17 protein-coding genes and 1 tRNA gene are annotated in these 16,013 nt (G+C 72.2%); 6 read left to right on the top strand and 12 right to left on the bottom strand.

Annotation, left to right across the window (positions count from 1 at the left end; translation table 11 throughout):
* Nucleotides 1-134: 134 nt before the first annotated feature.
* Complete coding sequence (locus JOE35_RS06790) at nucleotides 135-1,292, bottom strand: SLC13 family permease (protein WP_209560453.1); 1,158 nt, start codon at nucleotides 1,290-1,292, stop codon at nucleotides 135-137.
* A gap of 148 nt (nucleotides 1,293-1,440) precedes the next feature.
* On the opposite strand from JOE35_RS06790, the gene JOE35_RS06785 reads away from it, so the two are divergent.
* Nucleotides 1,441-1,620: a hypothetical protein gene (locus JOE35_RS06785; RefSeq protein WP_209560452.1), complete on the top strand. Its 180-nt coding sequence runs from the start codon at nucleotides 1,441-1,443 to the stop codon at nucleotides 1,618-1,620.
* A gap of 96 nt (nucleotides 1,621-1,716) precedes the next feature.
* Here JOE35_RS06785 and JOE35_RS06780 read toward each other — a convergent pair whose 3' ends face one another.
* A complete protein-coding gene (locus tag JOE35_RS06780) occupies nucleotides 1,717-2,988 on the bottom strand; it encodes a mechanosensitive ion channel family protein (protein ID WP_209560451.1) in 1,272 nt (423 codons plus the stop codon).
* A gap of 61 nt (nucleotides 2,989-3,049) precedes the next feature.
* On the opposite strand from JOE35_RS06780, the gene JOE35_RS06775 reads away from it, so the two are divergent.
* Nucleotides 3,050-3,883: an alpha/beta hydrolase gene (locus JOE35_RS06775; RefSeq protein WP_307802974.1), complete on the top strand. Its 834-nt coding sequence runs from the start codon at nucleotides 3,050-3,052 to the stop codon at nucleotides 3,881-3,883.
* A 31-nt stretch (nucleotides 3,884-3,914) separates the two neighbouring features.
* Here JOE35_RS06775 and JOE35_RS06770 read toward each other — a convergent pair whose 3' ends face one another.
* The 4 genes from JOE35_RS06770 to JOE35_RS06755 all read right to left on the bottom strand — a co-directional run bounded on the left by JOE35_RS06770 (nucleotide 3,915) and on the right by JOE35_RS06755 (nucleotide 7,556).
* Nucleotides 3,915-4,151 (bottom strand): hypothetical protein, encoded by a 237-nt coding sequence (locus JOE35_RS06770; RefSeq protein WP_209560449.1) that lies wholly within the window; start codon nucleotides 4,149-4,151, stop codon nucleotides 3,915-3,917.
* A 182-nt stretch (nucleotides 4,152-4,333) separates the two neighbouring features.
* On the bottom strand, nucleotides 4,334-5,239 hold the full coding sequence (locus tag JOE35_RS06765) for a glycine betaine ABC transporter substrate-binding protein (RefSeq protein ID WP_209560448.1): 906 nt from the start codon (nucleotides 5,237-5,239) through the stop codon (nucleotides 4,334-4,336).
* Nucleotides 5,240-5,301: 62 nt separating this feature from the next.
* Complete coding sequence (locus tag JOE35_RS06760; RefSeq protein WP_209560447.1) at nucleotides 5,302-6,252, bottom strand: proline/glycine betaine ABC transporter permease; 951 nt, start codon at nucleotides 6,250-6,252, stop codon at nucleotides 5,302-5,304.
* Complete coding sequence (locus tag JOE35_RS06755; protein WP_209560446.1) at nucleotides 6,249-7,556, bottom strand: glycine betaine/L-proline ABC transporter ATP-binding protein; 1,308 nt, start codon at nucleotides 7,554-7,556, stop codon at nucleotides 6,249-6,251. The genes JOE35_RS06760 and JOE35_RS06755 overlap by 4 nt, the downstream gene beginning before the upstream one ends.
* 499 nt (nucleotides 7,557-8,055) lie before the next feature.
* Here JOE35_RS06755 and JOE35_RS06750 point away from each other — a divergent pair, with 499 nt between their 5' ends.
* A complete protein-coding gene (locus JOE35_RS06750; RefSeq protein ID WP_209560445.1) occupies nucleotides 8,056-9,603 on the top strand; it encodes an amino acid permease in 1,548 nt (515 codons plus the stop codon).
* Between the two features lie 22 nt (nucleotides 9,604-9,625).
* Here the strand turns inward: JOE35_RS06750 and JOE35_RS06745 are convergent, their stop codons facing one another.
* The 4 genes from JOE35_RS06745 to JOE35_RS06730 all read right to left on the bottom strand — a co-directional run bounded on the left by JOE35_RS06745 (nucleotide 9,626) and on the right by JOE35_RS06730 (nucleotide 12,121).
* Nucleotides 9,626-10,396, bottom strand: a complete 771-nt coding sequence (locus JOE35_RS06745) for an SCO1664 family protein (protein ID WP_307802973.1) — start codon at nucleotides 10,394-10,396, stop codon at nucleotides 9,626-9,628.
* Nucleotides 10,393-10,962: a DUF3090 domain-containing protein gene (locus tag JOE35_RS06740; RefSeq protein WP_209560444.1), complete on the bottom strand. Its 570-nt coding sequence runs from the start codon at nucleotides 10,960-10,962 to the stop codon at nucleotides 10,393-10,395. The genes JOE35_RS06745 and JOE35_RS06740 overlap by 4 nt, the downstream gene beginning before the upstream one ends.
* Before the next feature lie 45 nt (nucleotides 10,963-11,007).
* The gene (locus tag JOE35_RS06735; RefSeq protein ID WP_209560443.1) at nucleotides 11,008-11,700 is read right to left on the bottom strand and encodes a histidine phosphatase family protein; all 693 of its coding nucleotides are present in this window, start codon (nucleotides 11,698-11,700) and stop codon (nucleotides 11,008-11,010) included.
* Nucleotides 11,701-12,045: 345 nt separating this feature from the next.
* Nucleotides 12,046-12,121: transfer RNA gene (locus tag JOE35_RS06730), tRNA-Lys, on the bottom strand.
* 97 nt (nucleotides 12,122-12,218) lie between these two features.
* Here JOE35_RS06730 and bcp point away from each other — a divergent pair.
* Nucleotides 12,219-12,689 carry a thioredoxin-dependent thiol peroxidase gene (gene bcp / locus JOE35_RS06725; RefSeq protein ID WP_209560442.1) on the top strand — a complete coding sequence of 157 codons (471 nt, stop codon included), beginning with the start codon at nucleotides 12,219-12,221 and terminating at the stop codon, nucleotides 12,687-12,689.
* Nucleotides 12,690-12,720: 31 nt separating this feature from the next.
* On the opposite strand, the gene JOE35_RS06720 is transcribed toward bcp, so the two are convergent.
* Nucleotides 12,721-13,176, bottom strand: coding sequence for a hypothetical protein (locus tag JOE35_RS06720; protein WP_307802972.1), 456 nt, complete (start codon nucleotides 13,174-13,176; stop codon nucleotides 12,721-12,723).
* A gap of 182 nt (nucleotides 13,177-13,358) precedes the next feature.
* Between JOE35_RS06720 and JOE35_RS06715 the strand changes: the two genes are divergently transcribed.
* A complete protein-coding gene (locus tag JOE35_RS06715; protein ID WP_055796236.1) occupies nucleotides 13,359-13,607 on the top strand; it encodes a WhiB family transcriptional regulator in 249 nt (82 codons plus the stop codon).
* A gap of 265 nt (nucleotides 13,608-13,872) precedes the next feature.
* Here JOE35_RS06715 and JOE35_RS06710 read toward each other — a convergent pair whose 3' ends face one another.
* Nucleotides 13,873-15,366 carry a sensor histidine kinase gene (locus JOE35_RS06710; RefSeq protein WP_209560441.1) on the bottom strand — a complete coding sequence of 498 codons (1,494 nt, stop codon included), beginning with the start codon at nucleotides 15,364-15,366 and terminating at the stop codon, nucleotides 13,873-13,875.
* Nucleotides 15,367-15,522: 156 nt separating this feature from the next.
* Between JOE35_RS06710 and JOE35_RS06705 the strand changes: the two genes are divergently transcribed.
* Complete coding sequence (locus tag JOE35_RS06705) at nucleotides 15,523-15,999, top strand: Rv3235 family protein (protein WP_209560440.1); 477 nt, start codon at nucleotides 15,523-15,525, stop codon at nucleotides 15,997-15,999.
* The last annotated feature ends 14 nt before the right edge of the window (nucleotides 16,000-16,013 follow it).

The following is a 16,013-nucleotide window of genomic DNA, read 5'->3' as shown; positions in this document are numbered from 1 at the left end:
CACGCCGCCGGCCGGACGACCGACGAGGGGGCGCTCACCGACATGCTGCTGCGCACGCTGAGGCACGCTCGCGCAGCACTGGCTACCGGCGCCGCGTCCGCAGGCACCGCGTCCGCGGGCGGAGCCTCAGCGACCTACGCCCCGACGAGCACCGTGGCGACCACGGCGAGGGGCACGGCCACGACCGCGACCCCGAGCCCGCCGAGCACGACGCCGCGCCACCTCACCTCGACGCCCATCGACGTCAGCCGCCCGTGCCAGAGCAGCGTCGCGAGCGACGCCCAGGGCGCGACGAGGCAGCCGACGTTGACGCCGACGAGCACGGCCACGAGCCGCAGCGGCGAGCCGGCGACGGGCTCGAGGGCGAGGTAGGCAGGCAGGTTGTTCGCGACGTTGGCGGCGGCCGCGCTGCCCGCGGCGAGGCGCAGCAGGTCGGGCAGCCCGTCGCCCGAGCCGACGAGCACGGCGAGCGCGTCGGCGAGCCCGAGCGAGTGCGCCGCCTCGACGACGACGAAGAGGCCGCTGGCGAAGACGATCGTGCCCCACGGCACGAGGCCGAGCCGCAGCGTCGACGGTCGGCGCACGGCGGTGACGACGACGAGGACGAGCGCGGCGACGGCCGCGGGGATCCACACCTCGATCCCGCTGACGAGCGCCGGCACGAGCAGCGCCACGGCGACGGCGGCCACGACGAAGAGCACCCGGTCGCCGGCCTCCTCCCGCTCCGGGGCCTCGAAGCGCCCGCTCAGCTCGCGGCGGTAGCGGAGGCCGACCGCGACGACCGGCACGACCGCCGCCACCACGGCCGCCGGCGCCACCAGGGCGGCGAAGGAGGCGGGCGACGGCGAGCCGAGGGCGTCGAGGGCCAGGAGGTTGGTCAGGTTCGAGACCGGGAGCAGCATCGAGCCGCAGTTCGCCAACCAGACCGTCGTGAGGGCGAAGGGCATCGGCGGCAGCCCGACCCGGCGAGCGACCAGCACGACGACGGGCGTGAGCAGCACGGCGGTCGTGTCGAGCGACAGGAAGATCGTGCAGCCGAGCGCGAGCACGACGACGAAGGCCCAGAGCACGACGACGCGGCCCCGCGCCGCCCGGGCGGCGAACCCGGCCAGCCAGGAGAAGAGCCCGGCCTCGGCCGCGAGCTCCGACACGATCGTCAGCGCGACGACGAAGCCGAGCACCGGCGCGACCCGCTCGACGAGCGTGCGCAGCTCCTCCAGCGTGAGGACCCCGGCGAGCAGGGCGACCAGCCCCACGACGAGCAACGCTGCTCCGAGCACGGCAGTGCGCACCAGGTCTCCTCAGGCCGACGAGCCCGGACCGGGCGAGCCGGGCAGCTCACCCTACGGCCCCGCGACCTGCACGCACTGCACGGATCCGCGCCGGTGCGCGGAGCGGCCTGACGAGTACGGTGGAGCCACCGATCACCAGGAGAGAACCGTGCGCAAATTCCTTTTCAACGGAGCGATCATCAGCTCGCTCTTCTCGGGCGTCAGCCTGCTCAAGAGCCTCAGCTCCGGCCCCCGCGACTGGCGACTGCTGCTCACCGCCGTGGCGTGGGCGGCCACCACCGCCATCGCCGTCGGCAACGTCGTCGAGGCCGCGAACGAGAACGGCTGACCGACGAGACCCGTCGCCGGCTGCCGAGCCGGCACAGGCACGAAGGAGGCGCGTCCCCGACCGGGGGCGCGCCTCCTTCGTGCCTCAAGACCGGGCTCAGCGGTCGGGGCGGCCCGTCGGGCGGCCGTCGAACGAGCGGTCGACGTGCGGGTCGCGCTCGTCCTCCGCGCCCATGGTGGCGGCGTAGGGCCGCGGCTCGGGGTCGGCGTCGCGCTGGATCGGGATCGCCTGGGTGAAGAGCTGCGTGCGCTCCGACCCGGCGTTGTCGCCCGAGAACAGGCCGCCCGACTCGGAGGTCGACCGGGACGGACGGCGCGTCGTCGGCTCGGGCTCCGCCTCGACCGTCTGCACCCGGGTGCGCGGCACGGCCTGCGGCGTGACCCGGTGCAGCCACGACACGAGGTCCTCGCGCACGAGGCAGCGGAGGTCGAAGAGCGTGCCGGCGTCCTTGGCGGTGACGAGGACGCGGACCCGCACCCAGCCGCCGGTCGCGTCCGTCACCTGGAGCACCTTCGTCCGGCGGTCCCAGAGGTCGGTGCGCTCGAGGATGCGGTCGAGCTCGTCGCGCATGGCGCCGGTGTCGACCCGCCAGTCGAGGTCGAGCTCGACGGCGCCGAGCAGCTCGCTGTTGCGACGGGTCCAGTTCTCGAACGGCGTGGTCGTGAAGTAGGTGGACGGCAGCACGAGGCGGCGGTCGTCCCAGATGTGGACGACGACGTACGACAGCGTGATCTCCTCGATCAGTCCCCACTGCCCCTCGACCACGACGACGTCGTCGATGCGGATCGCGTCGCTGAAGGCGAGCTGGATCCCGGCGAACACGTTCGCGAGGGTCGACTGCGCGGCGAGGCCGGCCACGACCGAGACGAGCCCGGCGCTCGCGAGCACGCTGGCGCCGACCGCCTCGACGCCGGGGAAGCCGAGCAGGATCGCCCCGGCCGCGATGACGACCACGACCACCATCGTGAGGCGACGCAGGATCAGGACCTGCGTGCGCACCCGGCGGGCGATGCGGTTGTCGGCGGTGTCGATCCGGTACCGCGCGAGCCCCAGGTCCTCGAAGAAGAGGGCGAGCGCCCCGACGAACCACGCCACGACCACGATGACTCCACAGCGGAACAGCTGCGCCACGACGTCGTCGCCCGCGTACGGCGAGCCGAGCAGGGCCGGCAAGGAGGTGCGGAGGGCGATCGTGAGGAGGACGACCAGCAGCGTCCAGCGGAACGGGCGGCGCATGCGCTCGACGAGCGCCTTGGCCCACTCCTTCTTCTTCGCCACGAGCCCCACGACGAGGCCGACGACGGCCGACACGACGAAGGTGAGCACGACGGCCGCGGCCACCGAGATGAGCAGTTGTATCCAGGGCATCCGTCCAGACTGTCGCACCGGGGGGACGCCCGACCGACCTCGGTGCCGTCAGACTGGGACCGTGAGTCGATCCACAGGTTCCCGTCACGACGACGCCACGCCGTCGTCACCTCCGCGACCCCGACGGCGCCAGTCGCCGCGCAGCCGGACGCGCCGGGTGCTGAAGGCGGTCGCGCTGGTCCTGTTCGCCGTGGTCGTGCTGGTCGCGACCGGCTTCTTCGTCTGGGCGAAGACGCCGATGTCGGCCACCGCCTCCTCGCTGGCCGCCGTCGCGGACGACCCCCGCGTCGACGTCGTCGACCGGCCCGACGTGGTCGTGATGCGCCCGGCCAGGACGACGGCCCTCGACCAGGGCCTGGTGTTCGTCGCCGGTGCCCGCGTCGATCCGCAGGCCTACGAGCAGGTGCTCGCCGGCCTCGTCGCCACGGGCGTCACCGTCGTCGTCGAGCGCCCGGTGCTCGGCTTCGGCATCCTCGACCCGCGTCCGCTCGAGCACTTCACGAGCCTCGCGCCCGAGGTGACGAACTGGGCCGTCGGCGGGCACTCCCTCGGCGGCGTGCGCGCCTGCCAGTACGCCGCGGACGACCCCGCCGTCGACGGCCTCGTGCTCTTCGGCTCGTACTGCGCGACCACCGACCTCTCGGGCCGCGACGACCTGCCGGTGCTCAGCCTCGGCGGCGGCGCGGACGGCCTCAGCACGCCGGACGACATCGAGCGGTACCGCGACATGCTGCCGGCCGACGCGACCGTGGTCGAGATCCCGGGGCTCGCCCACGCCCAGTTCGGCAGCTACGGCGTGCAGCCGGGCGACGGCGAGCCGTCGATCAGCGACGAGGAGGCGCGGGCCAGGATCAACCGGGAGCTCACGTCGTTCTTCGCCGGCGTCGGCGACTGACCGAGCAGGCAGCGGGGCGTCAGGCGGCCCGTCAGACGGAGCGCTTGCGGAGGCGCAGCGCCTCGAGGGCCATGCCGAGCGTGGCGTAGCGGCCGACTTCTTCGGCCCAGGCCGGGTTCGGTCCCTTCAGGGCCACGTGCACGCCGCCCTCGTCACGGACGTGGCCGAGGACGCGGTCGGGCATCGAGACCTGCACCAGTCCGCCGGAGACGATCCGGGTGCTCAGCTGCGCGCTGCGGCGGAGGGGCTCGACGGCGATCGTGGTCACGGGGTGGTGCCTTTCGTGGGGGACATGCGAGAACGACGCTACCCGCGCCTCCCCTGTTCTCCCCTGGGGTCCAGCCGTGCGTCCTCGGTGGCCTGCCTGTGCGGATGCCCCGCGTCGGGGTACGACGACGCCCCGTCCGGCGGGGCCGGGCGGGGCGTCGTCGTGTTGCGGGGAGGTGCGGGTCAGCTGGTGAGGCCGTCCACGTAGTCCTGGTTCTCGGCGATCCACTGGTCGACGACCTCGGTGTAGTCGCTGCCGTCGACACCGCTGTTGAACATGGCGTTCTCGAGCGACGAGAGGGTCTCGGTGTCCATCTCGAAGCCCTCGAGCCACTCGGTCAGCTGCGGGAAGTTCGAGGTGAAGCTCTTGCCGCCGAAGGAGTGGATGCCCTCGGCGTCGCCGAGCGTGCCCTTCGGGTCGGCGAGGTCCTTGATCGGGAACGCGTCGTAGGCCCAGTGCGGGCTCCACAGGGTCACGGCGATGTCCTCGCCGGCCTCGGTGGCGCTCTTCAGCTCGGTGAGCATGGCGGCGGTCGACGAGGTCTGCAGCTCGAGGGCGTCGATGCCGTAGTCGGGGATGGTCGCGTCCTGCACGGCCGTCGTCAGGCCGGCGCCGGGCTCGATGCCGACGATCGATCCGCCGAAGAGGTCGGCGTTCGCGTTCAGCTCCTCGAGCGAGTCGATCGGGGCGTCGGCGTTCACCGCGACGGCGAGCTTCGCGTCGTCGTTCCACGCGCCGAGGTCGGTGAGGTCGTCGCCGTACTGCTCGACGTAGTCGGCGTGGGTGGTGGGCAGCCAGGTGTCGAGCACGACGTCGTAGTCGTCGGTGGTGAGGCCCGAGTACACGGGGGCCACGTCCGCCATCTGCAGGTTGACGGTGTAGCCCTCGTCCTCGAGCACGGACTTCCAGAGCCACGAGGCGGCGATGCCCTCGTCCCAGCCGTTGAAGACGGCGAGCTCGACGACGCTCTTGTCGCCGTTGTCGAGGGTCTCGGCCGACGACGAGCTGCCGGGGGGCGAGCAGGCGGCGAGGCCGAGGACGGCGGTGGTGCCGAGGGCGACGGAGGCGGCGATGGTGCGCTTCTTCATGGGTGTCCTTCCGGGGACGATCGGGGTGTTCGAGGTGCTGGTGCTGGTGCTGGTGCGCGGCGTCACGAGGCGCCCACGGGGACGGGCTGCTCCGCGTCGGCGGTCCGCGCCTCCTGGGTGCTCGGGGCCGGTGCGGGAGCGTCGTCCCGGCCGGTGCCGCTGCGGAGCGGGCGTCGTCGGGCCCGGCGGTCGGCGCCGAGAGCCGCGGTCATCCGGTCGAGGATGATCGCGAGCACGACGACCGAGATGCCGGCCTCGGCACCGAGCGCGATGTCGATGCGGTTCAGGCTCGCGACGATGTCGCCGCCGAGCCCGCCCGCGCCGACCATGCCGGCGATGACGACCATCGAGAGCGAGAGCATGATGACCTGGTTGACGCCGGCCATGATGCTCGGCTTCGCGAGCGGCAGCTGGATCTGGCGGAGGATGCGCCACGGGGACGAGCCGAACGCGTGGCCCGCCTCCACCACCTCCTTGTCGACGCCCCTGATGCCGAGCTCGGTGAGGCGGACGCCGGGCGCCATCGCGAAGACGACGGTCGCGACGATGCCGGGCACGACGCCGATGCGGAAGAGCAGCAGGGCCGGGATCAGGTAGACGAACGCGGGGGTCGTCTGCATGAAGTCGAGCACGGGCCGGATGATCTGCGAGGCGAGCGACGACTTCGCGGCGAGCACGCCCAGCGGGATGCTCAGCACGATGGCCACCGCGCCGGCGACGAGCACCAGGGCGAGCGTCGACATCGCGTTCTCCCACTGGCCGAGGGTGCCGATGAACAGCAGGCCTGCTGCCGTGCCGAGGCCGAACTTCCAGCCCTTCGCGACGAAGGCCAGGGCCGCGATCACGATGACGACCGCCCAGAAGGGAGGTGCGCTGAGGAAGTACTCGACCCACTCGTAGAAGAAGGTGACGATCGCGCGGATCACCGAGAAGAAGCCGCCGAGGTGGGTGGTGACCCAGTCGACGACGACGGCGACGGCGTCGCCGAAGGGGATGCGGAGGTACTCGTTCATCGGAGGGCTCCCTCGGTGGTGGTGGCGCTCGGGACGCCGGCCGGCGCGGCGAGGGTCTCGTCGAGCTCGCTCTCCGAGTACCGGGTCACGGGCTCGAGCACGGGGATCGGCGACGTCGACGTGTCGACCCCGCCGAGGGCGGCCAGCAGGGTGACGCGCGGGATCACGCCGATCAGGCGGTCGCGGTCGTCGACCACGGCGATCGGCAGCGGGCTCTCGACGGCCAGCTCGAAGAGGTCGACGAGGGCGGCGTCGGGGCCGACCTTCGCGAAGTCGGCGTTCACGATCGAGGCGAGGTCGGTGTCGGCGGCCTTGACCTGGCGCATCACGTGGCCGTCGCGCACCCAGCCGAGCAGCTTGCGGTCGCGGCCGAGCACGAACAGCGCCGCCGTCTGCAGGTCGCGGAGGGTCCGGAGCGCGCCGCGGGGACCGGCGGTCAGCTGGACCACCGCGCGGGCAGGCTCCATCACGCTGGAGGCGGTGAGCACCCGTGCGCGGTCGACGTCCTGCACGAACTGGGCGACGTAGTCGTTGGCCGGGTCGGTGAGGATGTCCTCCGGCGTGCCGATCTGGACGATGCGGCCGTCGCGCATGACGGCGATGCGGTCGCCGAGGAACATCGCCTCGTTGAGGTCGTGGGTGATGAAGACGATCGTCTTGCCGAGGGTCGCCTGCAGCTCGAGCAGCTGCTCCTGCATCTCACGTCGGATCAGCGGGTCGAGGGCGCTGAACGCCTCGTCCATCAGCAGGATGTCGGTCTCGGCGGCGAGGGCGCGGGCCAGGCCGACTCGCTGCTGCATGCCGCCCGACAGCTCGGCGGGGAGCTTGTCCTCCCAGCCGCCGAGGCCGACGACGGCGGTCATCTCGCGGGCCTTGGCGAGGCGGTCGGCCTTCGGCACGCCCTGGACCTCGAGGCCGTAGGCGACGTTGTCGAGCACCGTGCGGTGCGGCAGCAGCGCGAAGTGCTGGAACACCATCGACACGTTCTGCCGACGCACCTCGCGGAGGCGCGCGGCGGGCACGTCGGAGATGGCGGACCCCGACACCTCGACCGAGCCGGAGGTGGGCTCGAGCAGGCCGTTGAGCATCCGGATCAGCGTCGACTTGCCGGAGCCGGACAGGCCCATCACGACGAAGATCTCGCCGGGCTGCACGTCGAAGGAGGCGTCGATGACGGCGGCGGTGCCGAGGGACGCGGCCTCGGCTCGGGTGGCGCCCGCCTCCAGGCGGGTCACGGCGTCCTTGGGGCGGCGGCCGAACACCTTGTACAGGTTCCGGGCTCGCACTGCGGGGGTGGTGGTCACGGGCTCTCCATGCGCACGCCGAGAGGGGCGTCCGGCCGCTCGGGCCGGAGCCGTCGTCGGCGTCCAGGTCGGGCGGACGGGTCGACGGCACGTGCGGGACGGACCGGCTCAAGCGGCGCGTGACCGGCGTCGTGCCTGGTCTGCCTCGCGAACCCGTACCCCGCTGGGCCGGTCACGGGACCGGCGCCGGCGCCACCAGACAGTACGTCGCCGCGGCCCGGTGGTCGTGGGGGCCGGCGGCAGCGCGTCCTGATGATGACGGACCCGGCGGACCGGGTCGACATGACGGTAGCGCGGGCGACAGGTGACGGCCAAGTCGCCGACCTCCTCCCTGGGGACCGCACACGTCCCCCGTGACGGCGTGTCGCCTGTGCCTGCGGGGATCGTGATCGAGACCCCATCGTTACAGAACCTGCAGACAGCGACCCGCGCCTCCTCGTCTCGCGCCCACCGGCCAGGGAGGGTGCACATCGTGCACCGTGGGGTCTACGGTCGTGCCATGACGAGTCCCTCGAACGAGGGCGGCGCAGGCGCCTCCCCCGACCACGTCCCCCAGGATTTCTCGCACGAGCAGGAGGGGTTCCACCAGGGGCTCAAGCCGCGCCAGCTGCAGATGATCGCCATCGGCGGCGCGATCGGCACGGGGCTGTTCCTCGGCGCCGGAGGTCGCCTGGCCTCGGCCGGCCCTGCCCTCGCGATCGTCTTCGCGATCTGCGGCGTCTTCGCGTTCTTCATCCTCCGCGCCCTCGGCGAGCTCGTGCTGCACCGCCCCTCCTCGGGGTCGTTCGTCTCGTACGCCCGCGAGTTCTTCGGCGAGAAGGCCGCGTACGCCGCCGGCTGGATGTACTTCCTCAACTGGGCGATGACAGCCATCGTCGACGTCACGGCCGTGGCCCTCTACCTGCACTACTGGAGCGCCTTCACCTCCGCCCCCGACTGGCTGCTGGCCCTGGTCGCGCTCGCCGTCGTCCTCTCGGTGAACCTGCTCGCCGTGAAGGTGTTCGGCGAGATGGAGTTCTGGTTCGCGATCATCAAGGTCGCGGCCCTCGTGGTGTTCCTCGTCGTCGGGGTCGTCTGGCTCGCCGCGTCGTTCCCGGTGACGAGCGGCGGCGAGTCGATCGACACGGGCTGGTCGGTGATCGCAGCGAGCGGGATCCTGCCGAACGGCCTCCTGCCCGCGGTGATCGTCATCCAGGGCGTGGTGTTCGCGTACGCCGCCATCGAGCTCGTCGGCACCGCGTCCGGCGAGACGCAGCACCCGGAGAAGGTCGTCCCGCGGGCGATCAACACCGTCATCATCCGCATCGCGGTGTTCTACGTCGGCAGCCTCGTGCTGCTGTCGCTGCTTCTGCCCTACACCTCGTACGAGGCCGGCCAGAGCCCGTTCGTCACCTTCTTCGGCAGCATCGGCAGCCCCCAGGTGGGCGAGGTGGCCGGCTCGATCATGAACTTCGTGGTCGTCACCGCCGCGCTCTCGAGCCTCAACGCCGGGCTCTACTCGACCGGCCGCGTGCTGCACTCGATGGGCATGAACGGCTCGGCGCCGAAGTTCACGACGAAGATGTCGAAGGGCGGCGTCCCGTTCGGCGGGATCCTGCTCACCGCGAGCATCACCCTGCTCGGCGTCGTGCTGAACGCGGTCGTCGGCGCGAACACCGCGTTCGAGATCGTCCTCAACATTGCGTCGCTCGGCATCCTCACCGCGTGGGGCACCATCATCCTCTGCCAGATGCGCCTGCGGCAGTGGGCCAAGGAGGGCAAGGCGGAGGAGCCGTCGTTCCGGCTGCCCGGCGCGCCCGTGACGAGCTACCTGACGCTGGCGTTCTTGCTGGCCGTCGTCGTGCTGATGGCGATCGACTGGCCGATCGGCTCGTTCACGGTCATGTCGCTCGTCGTCATCATCCCGCTGCTGGTGCTCGGCTGGCACCTGCAGCGCGACCGCATCCTCGCGGCAGCCCGCCTGCGCGAGGGCATGACGGGCCCGTACCCGGTCACGGGCCGGGACGCGTCGTCGCAGCTCCCCCGCGACGACCGCGGTCAGGAGTAGCGGCAGCGGTCTCCGGTCACGGTCAGAACAGCGGCCACGGCACGGCGGGCGCCTGGCCCTCGGGCTCGGGGAAGGTGCCCGCCGCTCGCAGGCGGGCGCAGCGGGCGCCGAGGGCCGCGAGCTCGGCCTCGGTGACGAGGCCGCTGAGGACGGCCCCCAGCTCGCCGCCGAGCTGCTGCTCGACCCTGGCGACCCCGTCGAGCTCGTCGGTCGTCAGGGGCTCGCCCGCCCAGCCCCAGAGCACGGTCCGGAGCTTGTGCTCGGAGTGCAGGGTGAGGCCGTGGTCGACGCCGTGGCGACGGCCGTCGGGCATCGCGAGGACGTGAGCGCCCTTGCGGTCCGCGTTGTTGACGACGACGTCGAAGACGGCCATCCGGCGGAGGGCCGTCGAGTCCTCGTGCACGAGCGCCACCGGCTCGTCCTCCTCGTCGAGTCCTTCGAGCACCGTGCGCCAGCCCTCGTCCGGCACGTCGGCCGAGGGCAGCAGGTCGACGGCGTCCTGCTCAGGGTCGACGTCGCACCAGAGCTGCACCATGCCGGGGCCGAGAGGCCCGTCACGGAGCCAGGTCCGCGGCACGACGTCCCAGCCGAGCGCCTCGGACACGTGCCACGCGGCGACCTCCCGCGAGGCCAGGTCGCCGTCGGGGAAGTCCCAGAGGGGGCGTTCGCCCGCGACGGGCTTGTAGACGACGACCACGCCGTCGACCTCGCCGACGAACGTCGCGTTGGAGGCGGTGGTCACCCGGCCCGTGAGCGTCAGCTCTCCCGTCACCAGGTCGGGCCCCGGCGTCACCAGGAGTCGCCGGGCCCGGCGCAGACGTGCCCGTCGGGGTCCATGGGGGCGCCGCAGAGCGGGCAGAGGGCACGACCGGCACCGACGACCTCGAGGGTGCGGGCGGCGAAGGCCCTGGCGGTGCCGACGGGGAGCCGCAGCGACATCATCTCGACCGGCTCGGCGGCGTCGGCGTCGAGGTCGACGTCGAGGTCGAGGTCGTCCTCACCCGGGTCGACGAGGGGGTACGCCTCGACGACGACCTGGGCGGTGGACGGGTCCCAGCCGAGGCTGAGGGCCCCGACCCGGAACTCGGGCTCGACGGGCTGGTCGAGGGGAGCATGGTCGACGAGCTCGTCCGGGATCGTTTCGGGGACGCTGGCGGGGTTGCCGTCCACGCGTCGCACCTCGTCGAGGATCTCGTCGATCTTGCGGGCCAGGACGGCGGACTGCTCCTTCTCGAGGGCGACGCTGACGACGCGGCGGCCGTCGCGGGCCTGGAGGTAGAACGTGCGGGCTCCCGGGCGCCCGACGGTGCCGACGACGACGCGGTCGGGCCAGTCGAACCCGTGGACGATGGTGGGCATGGCGTCATCCTACGAGCGGTGGGGGCAGGTGTCCGGGGCCGGCTCTCAGACGGGGCCGGCGCCTCCTCCGACCGCGGCGTCCGCGCCGGGTGCCGCGCCGCGCAGCCAGCTGAGGTCGCCCCCGTCGGTGTTGGTGGCGAGGACGTCGGTGCGGTGCGTGCCGTAGCGCACGATCGACACCGACGCCGGGCCGACCGAGATGCGCTGGAACAGGTCGAGGTGCGCGCCGAGCGCGTCGGCCAAGACGGACTTGATCACGTCGCCGTGGCTGACGGCGAGCCAGACGGCACCCGGCCCGTGCTCTCGCTCGACGGCGGCGTCGTGGGCGCGGATCGCGCTGACGGCGCGGTGCTGCATGCCCGACATCGTCTCGCCGCGGGGGAAGGTCACGGCGGACGGCTGGCGCTGGACGACCTGCCAGAGGTCCTCGCTCGCCAGCTCGGACAGCGGTCGGCCCTGCCAGTCGCCGTAGTCGCACTCGGTGATCGCGTCGTCGACCAGCACCTCGAAGGAGGCGTCGGCCGACTGCTGCGCGACGATCGCCTCCGTGGTCTCCCGGCACCGCTCGAGCGGCGAGGTCACCACCCGGGCGAACGGCACCACGGCCAGCCGTGCCCCGGTCGCGGCGGCCTGCCGCCGCCCCGCCTCGTCCAGCAGCACCCCGGGAGTCCGCCCCGCGAGCACCCCCGTCGCGTTCGCCGTAGTCCGCCCGTGCCGCACCACCACAACAGTCGCCATCCCGCCACCCTAGCCACCCCGGGTCGCGCGAAGCCCCGTCGCCGAGGGTGGCGCGCGAAGCGCCGCCACCCCACCCCACCGTCGCCGAAGGTGGCGCGCGAAGCGCCGCCGCCCCACCCCACCGTCGCCGAAGGTGGCGCGCGAAGCGCCGCCGCCCCCGCCGCGCGCCCCACCGTCGCCGAAGGGGACGAGCGAAGCGTCGTCCGCGCCCCGCGCCATGAGCACCTGGCGGGCAGAAGTGTCTGCCGCGCACGACCCGAGCCGCACGTCGCCGCGGGCGACGAAAGGCGTGGAACAAAATCCCCCGCGAAGAAGCGGAGCTTCGAACACAGGAGACCCATTTTGTGGTGCACCCCCTCGGACTTGAACCGAGAACCCACTGATTAAGAGTCAGTTGCTCTGCCAATTGAGCTAGAGGTGCATGCTGCGCGGCGTGGCGCAACGAGGAATGACTCTAGCATGAGAATCGACCCCCTGAGAACCACCGGTGCCCCTGCGCGCCGCGAGATCGGAGCACCATGTCCACGAAGCTCGCGAAGGGCGCCGCGGCGCCCTCGTTCACCCTCGACGACGAGTCGGGTGCTCCTGTCTCGCTGTCGGACTTCGCCGGCCGCAAGGTGATCGTGTACTTCTACCCGGCGGCGTCGACGCCGGGCTGCACGACGCAGGCGTGCGACTTCCGCGACAACATCAACTCGCTGGCGGGCTCGGGCTACCAGGTGCTGGGCGTCTCGAAGGACGCCCCGGAGGCGCTCCGCCGGTTCAAGGACGAGCAGGGCCTGAACTTCCCCCTGCTGTCCGACCCGGAGCTGACCGTGCACCAGCAGTACGGCGCGTGGGGCGAGAAGAACAACTACGGACGGATCGTGACGGGCACGATCCGGTCGACGTTCGTGCTCGACGAGGAGGGCGTGGTGCAGCTGCCGCTGTACAACGTGAAGGCGACCGGCCACGTGGCGTCGCTGCGGAAGAAGCTCGGCCTGGACTGAGGCTCATGGCCGACGCCCCGCCTCGCCCTGGTCAGTAGGTGCGCGGCGGGGCGTCGTCGCGTGCGGAGGTGACGGCGACGACGCTCGGGACGAGCAGCAGCACCACGACGAGCACGGCGGGGACGATCAGCCAGAGCCCGACGGAGGGGTTGGCGAAGGTGCCCTGGAGGCTCCCGACCCCGACCGCGATCTGCAGCACCTGCCAGACGATCGCGGCGCCCCTGATCCAGCCTCGGCCGCGCAGGGCGCCGACGACGATGGCGCCCAGCCAGATCGTGGCGATCAGGGTCAGCAGCAGGATCGCGGCGGCGGCGGCGTAGGAGTCGGGCTGCACCGTGAGGATCTCGATCAGCAGGTACGCCGTCGCGACCGCGAGCAGCGCCGCCTCGGCGGCGAGCAGCAGGACGAGCAGCCAGAAGAGAGCCGGACGCCGTGCCGCAGAACGACCTGTCCCCCCGCGAGGGGTGTCCCCGGACTGTTCGGTCACGCTCGATCCCTCCTGAGAATCCTTGATCTGGCGGTTCCAGTATGCGACCATATTCGAGGTCGAAGTGACGTGTACGTCGTGGTGCGCGCCTCCCAATGAATCGAAGTCTCTCGGCTTTCTTCCCCCCACCGGAACCCGGCGCTTCGACGTGCCCGGTCCAGCACCCAAAGGAGTACCCATCGATGGATTGGCGTGACAAAGCCGCCTGCCTGACCGCTGACCCGGAGCTCTTCTTCCCGGTCGGCAACACGGGCCCCGCCGTGGACCAGATCGACAAGGCGAAGACCGTCTGTGGTCGCTGCACGGTCACGGAGACCTGTCTGCAGTACGCCCTCGAGACGAGTCAGGACTCGGGCGTCTGGGGCGGGCTCAGCGAGGACGAGCGTCGAGCGCTGAAGCGCCGCGCGGCCCGCGCACGCCGCGCCAGCTAGGCACCGAACAGCACCAGCGAACACACGAGGCCGGCTCCCCCACGGGGAGCCGGCCTCGTCGTCGTCTGGGCCCACAGGCCGGAGCAGGGCCGGCCAGGTCCGGCATGAGCAGCGCTGCGGCACCACCTGCCGTCGAGGGCGGGTCGTCTGCGTCGAGGGCGGGTCGTCCGCGACCCGCCCTCGACGCGACTGACCCGCCCCCGAGAAGGACAGCGCGGGGTGCGCGACGCACGGCGCGATCGGGACGGTCGGAGCCGGGAGGCGGCTAGGAGCGGGTGAGCCAGCGGAACGGGATCTCGATGGTGACCTCGGTGCCGTTCCCCACGAGCGTGTGCCAGTCGATGGTGCCGCCGAGCTCGCCCTGGATGAGCGTCCGGACGATCTGCGTGCCGAGGCCGGAGCCGACCTTGCCCTCGGGCAGGCCGACGCCGTCGTCGCGCACCTTCACGGTCAGCTGCTCGTCGTCGCGCTCGGCCGAGATCTCGACGACGCCGTCCCGACCGTCGAGGCCGTGCTCCACGGCGTTGGTCACGAGCTCGGTGAGCGCCAGCGCCAGCGGTGTCGCGTACTCGCTCGGGAGGGCGCCGAAGCTCCCCGTCCTGGTGGGGCGCACGGTGGTCGCGTGGCTCGAGGCGACCTCGGTGATGAGCATCAGGACCCGGTCGAAGACCGTGTCGAAGTCGACGTTCTGGCTGAGTCCCTCGGAGAGGGTGTCGTGGACGACGGCGATCGAGGCCACCCGGCGCATCGCCTGGGTCAGGGCCTCCCGGGCGACGTCCGTGTGCGTCCGTCGGGCCTGGATGCGGAGGAGCGACGCGACGGTCTGCAGGTTGTTCTTGACCCGGTGGTGGATCTCGCGGATCGTCGCGTCCTTCGTGATGAGCTCGCGCTCCTGGTGCCGGAGCTCGGTGACGTCGCGGCAGAGCACCACGGCGCCCACCCGCTCGCCCTTGTCGCGGAGCGGGATCGCGCGCAGCGAGACGGTCACCCCGCGCGCCTCGATGTCCGTGCGCCACGGGGCCCTGCCCGTGACGACGAGAGGGAGGGACTCGTCGATGACGAGCTTGCCCTGCAGCAGCCCGGTCGTCACCTCGGCGAGCGACTCGCCCTCGAGCTCGCCGGCGAAGCCCATGCGGTTGAAGGCGGACAGCCCGTTGGGGCTGGCGAAGGTGACCGTGCCGTCGACGTCGAGACGCAGGAGGCCGTCGGAGGCGCGGGGGGCACCCCGCCGGGGCCCGGTGGGCGCACCCAGATCGGGGAAGTCGCCCGCGGCGATCATCGCGAAGAGGTCGTTGCTGCACTGGTTGAAGGTGAGCTCCTGGCGGCTCGGGGTCCGCGCCTCGCTCAGGTTCGTGTGTCGCGTGATCACCGCGATGGGCGCCTCCGTGACGTCGGGGCGACTCGCGCCCAGCCGGCGGAGGACGGGGACGGCGCGGACGCGCGTGGGGGTCTCCTCGTACCAGTCCGGCGCCGCGGAGTCGACGATGCGCGTCGTCTCGAAGGCCTGCTGGATCTGCGAGCGCCACTCTGGCCGCACCTCCTGGCCCACGAAGTCGCGGTAGAAGAGCGTGGCCGAGCTCGACGGCCGCGCGTGGGCGACGGCGACGTAGCTGCCGGTGTCCGTGGGCACCCAGAGCACCATGTCGGCGAAGGCGAGGTCGGCGAGGAGCTGCCAGTCGCCGACCAGGAGGTGCAGCCACTCGACGTCCGCCTCGCTGGAGCGGCCCTGGGCGAGAACGAGATCACTGAGCGTCGACACCGCCCCAGTCTAGGTCGACCGCGATCGAGGGCTCGCCGATCGCCTGGGGTCCGCCGTGGGACCTCCCACTTGTCCACAGCGGGAGCCCGGAGGGACAGACCCGTCTGGACATGTCATATGTTGAACGCCACGCCTCCCCACGAAAGTCCGAGACCCATGCCTCCCTCTCTCGCCCTCCTGCCGCCCGAGCCCGACGACCACGACGGACCTGGTCCGTCGGATCGACCTCGCCGTGCCGTCGAGCTGTTCCTCGTCGAGCCTGTCGTCGGGGAGCCGACCGTGCCCGTCGAGCCGGAGCTCGACCCCGGCCGCGCCGCCGAGGGCCTCGCGCGATCGGTGCTCGAGGTGCTCGCCGGGACCCGCGACCTCCAGCAACTGACCCGGTGGGTCACGAGCGAGGTCCACGCAGTGCTGCGCTCCCGGGTCCAGCTGTCGACGCGCGCGCGTTCCGTGCTGGCCGACCGCCCCGTCCGCCCCGTCCTCCGGATCGGCACCGTGAAGGTCGCCCGCCCCGTGCCGGGGGTCGTGGAGGCAGTCGTCGTCGTGCACGGCCGGGGTCGCTCCCGCGCGGTGGCGGTGCGGCTCGAGATCGTCGGCTCACGCTGGCAGGCGAGCGCGCTGCACATCCTCTGACCCGGGCTCAGACG

It is taken from the genome of Frigoribacterium sp. PvP032 (assembly GCF_017833035.1).
Lineage (GTDB): Bacteria > Actinomycetota > Actinomycetes > Actinomycetales > Microbacteriaceae > Frigoribacterium.
This window is presented reverse-complemented; position numbering and strand designations above follow the sequence as displayed.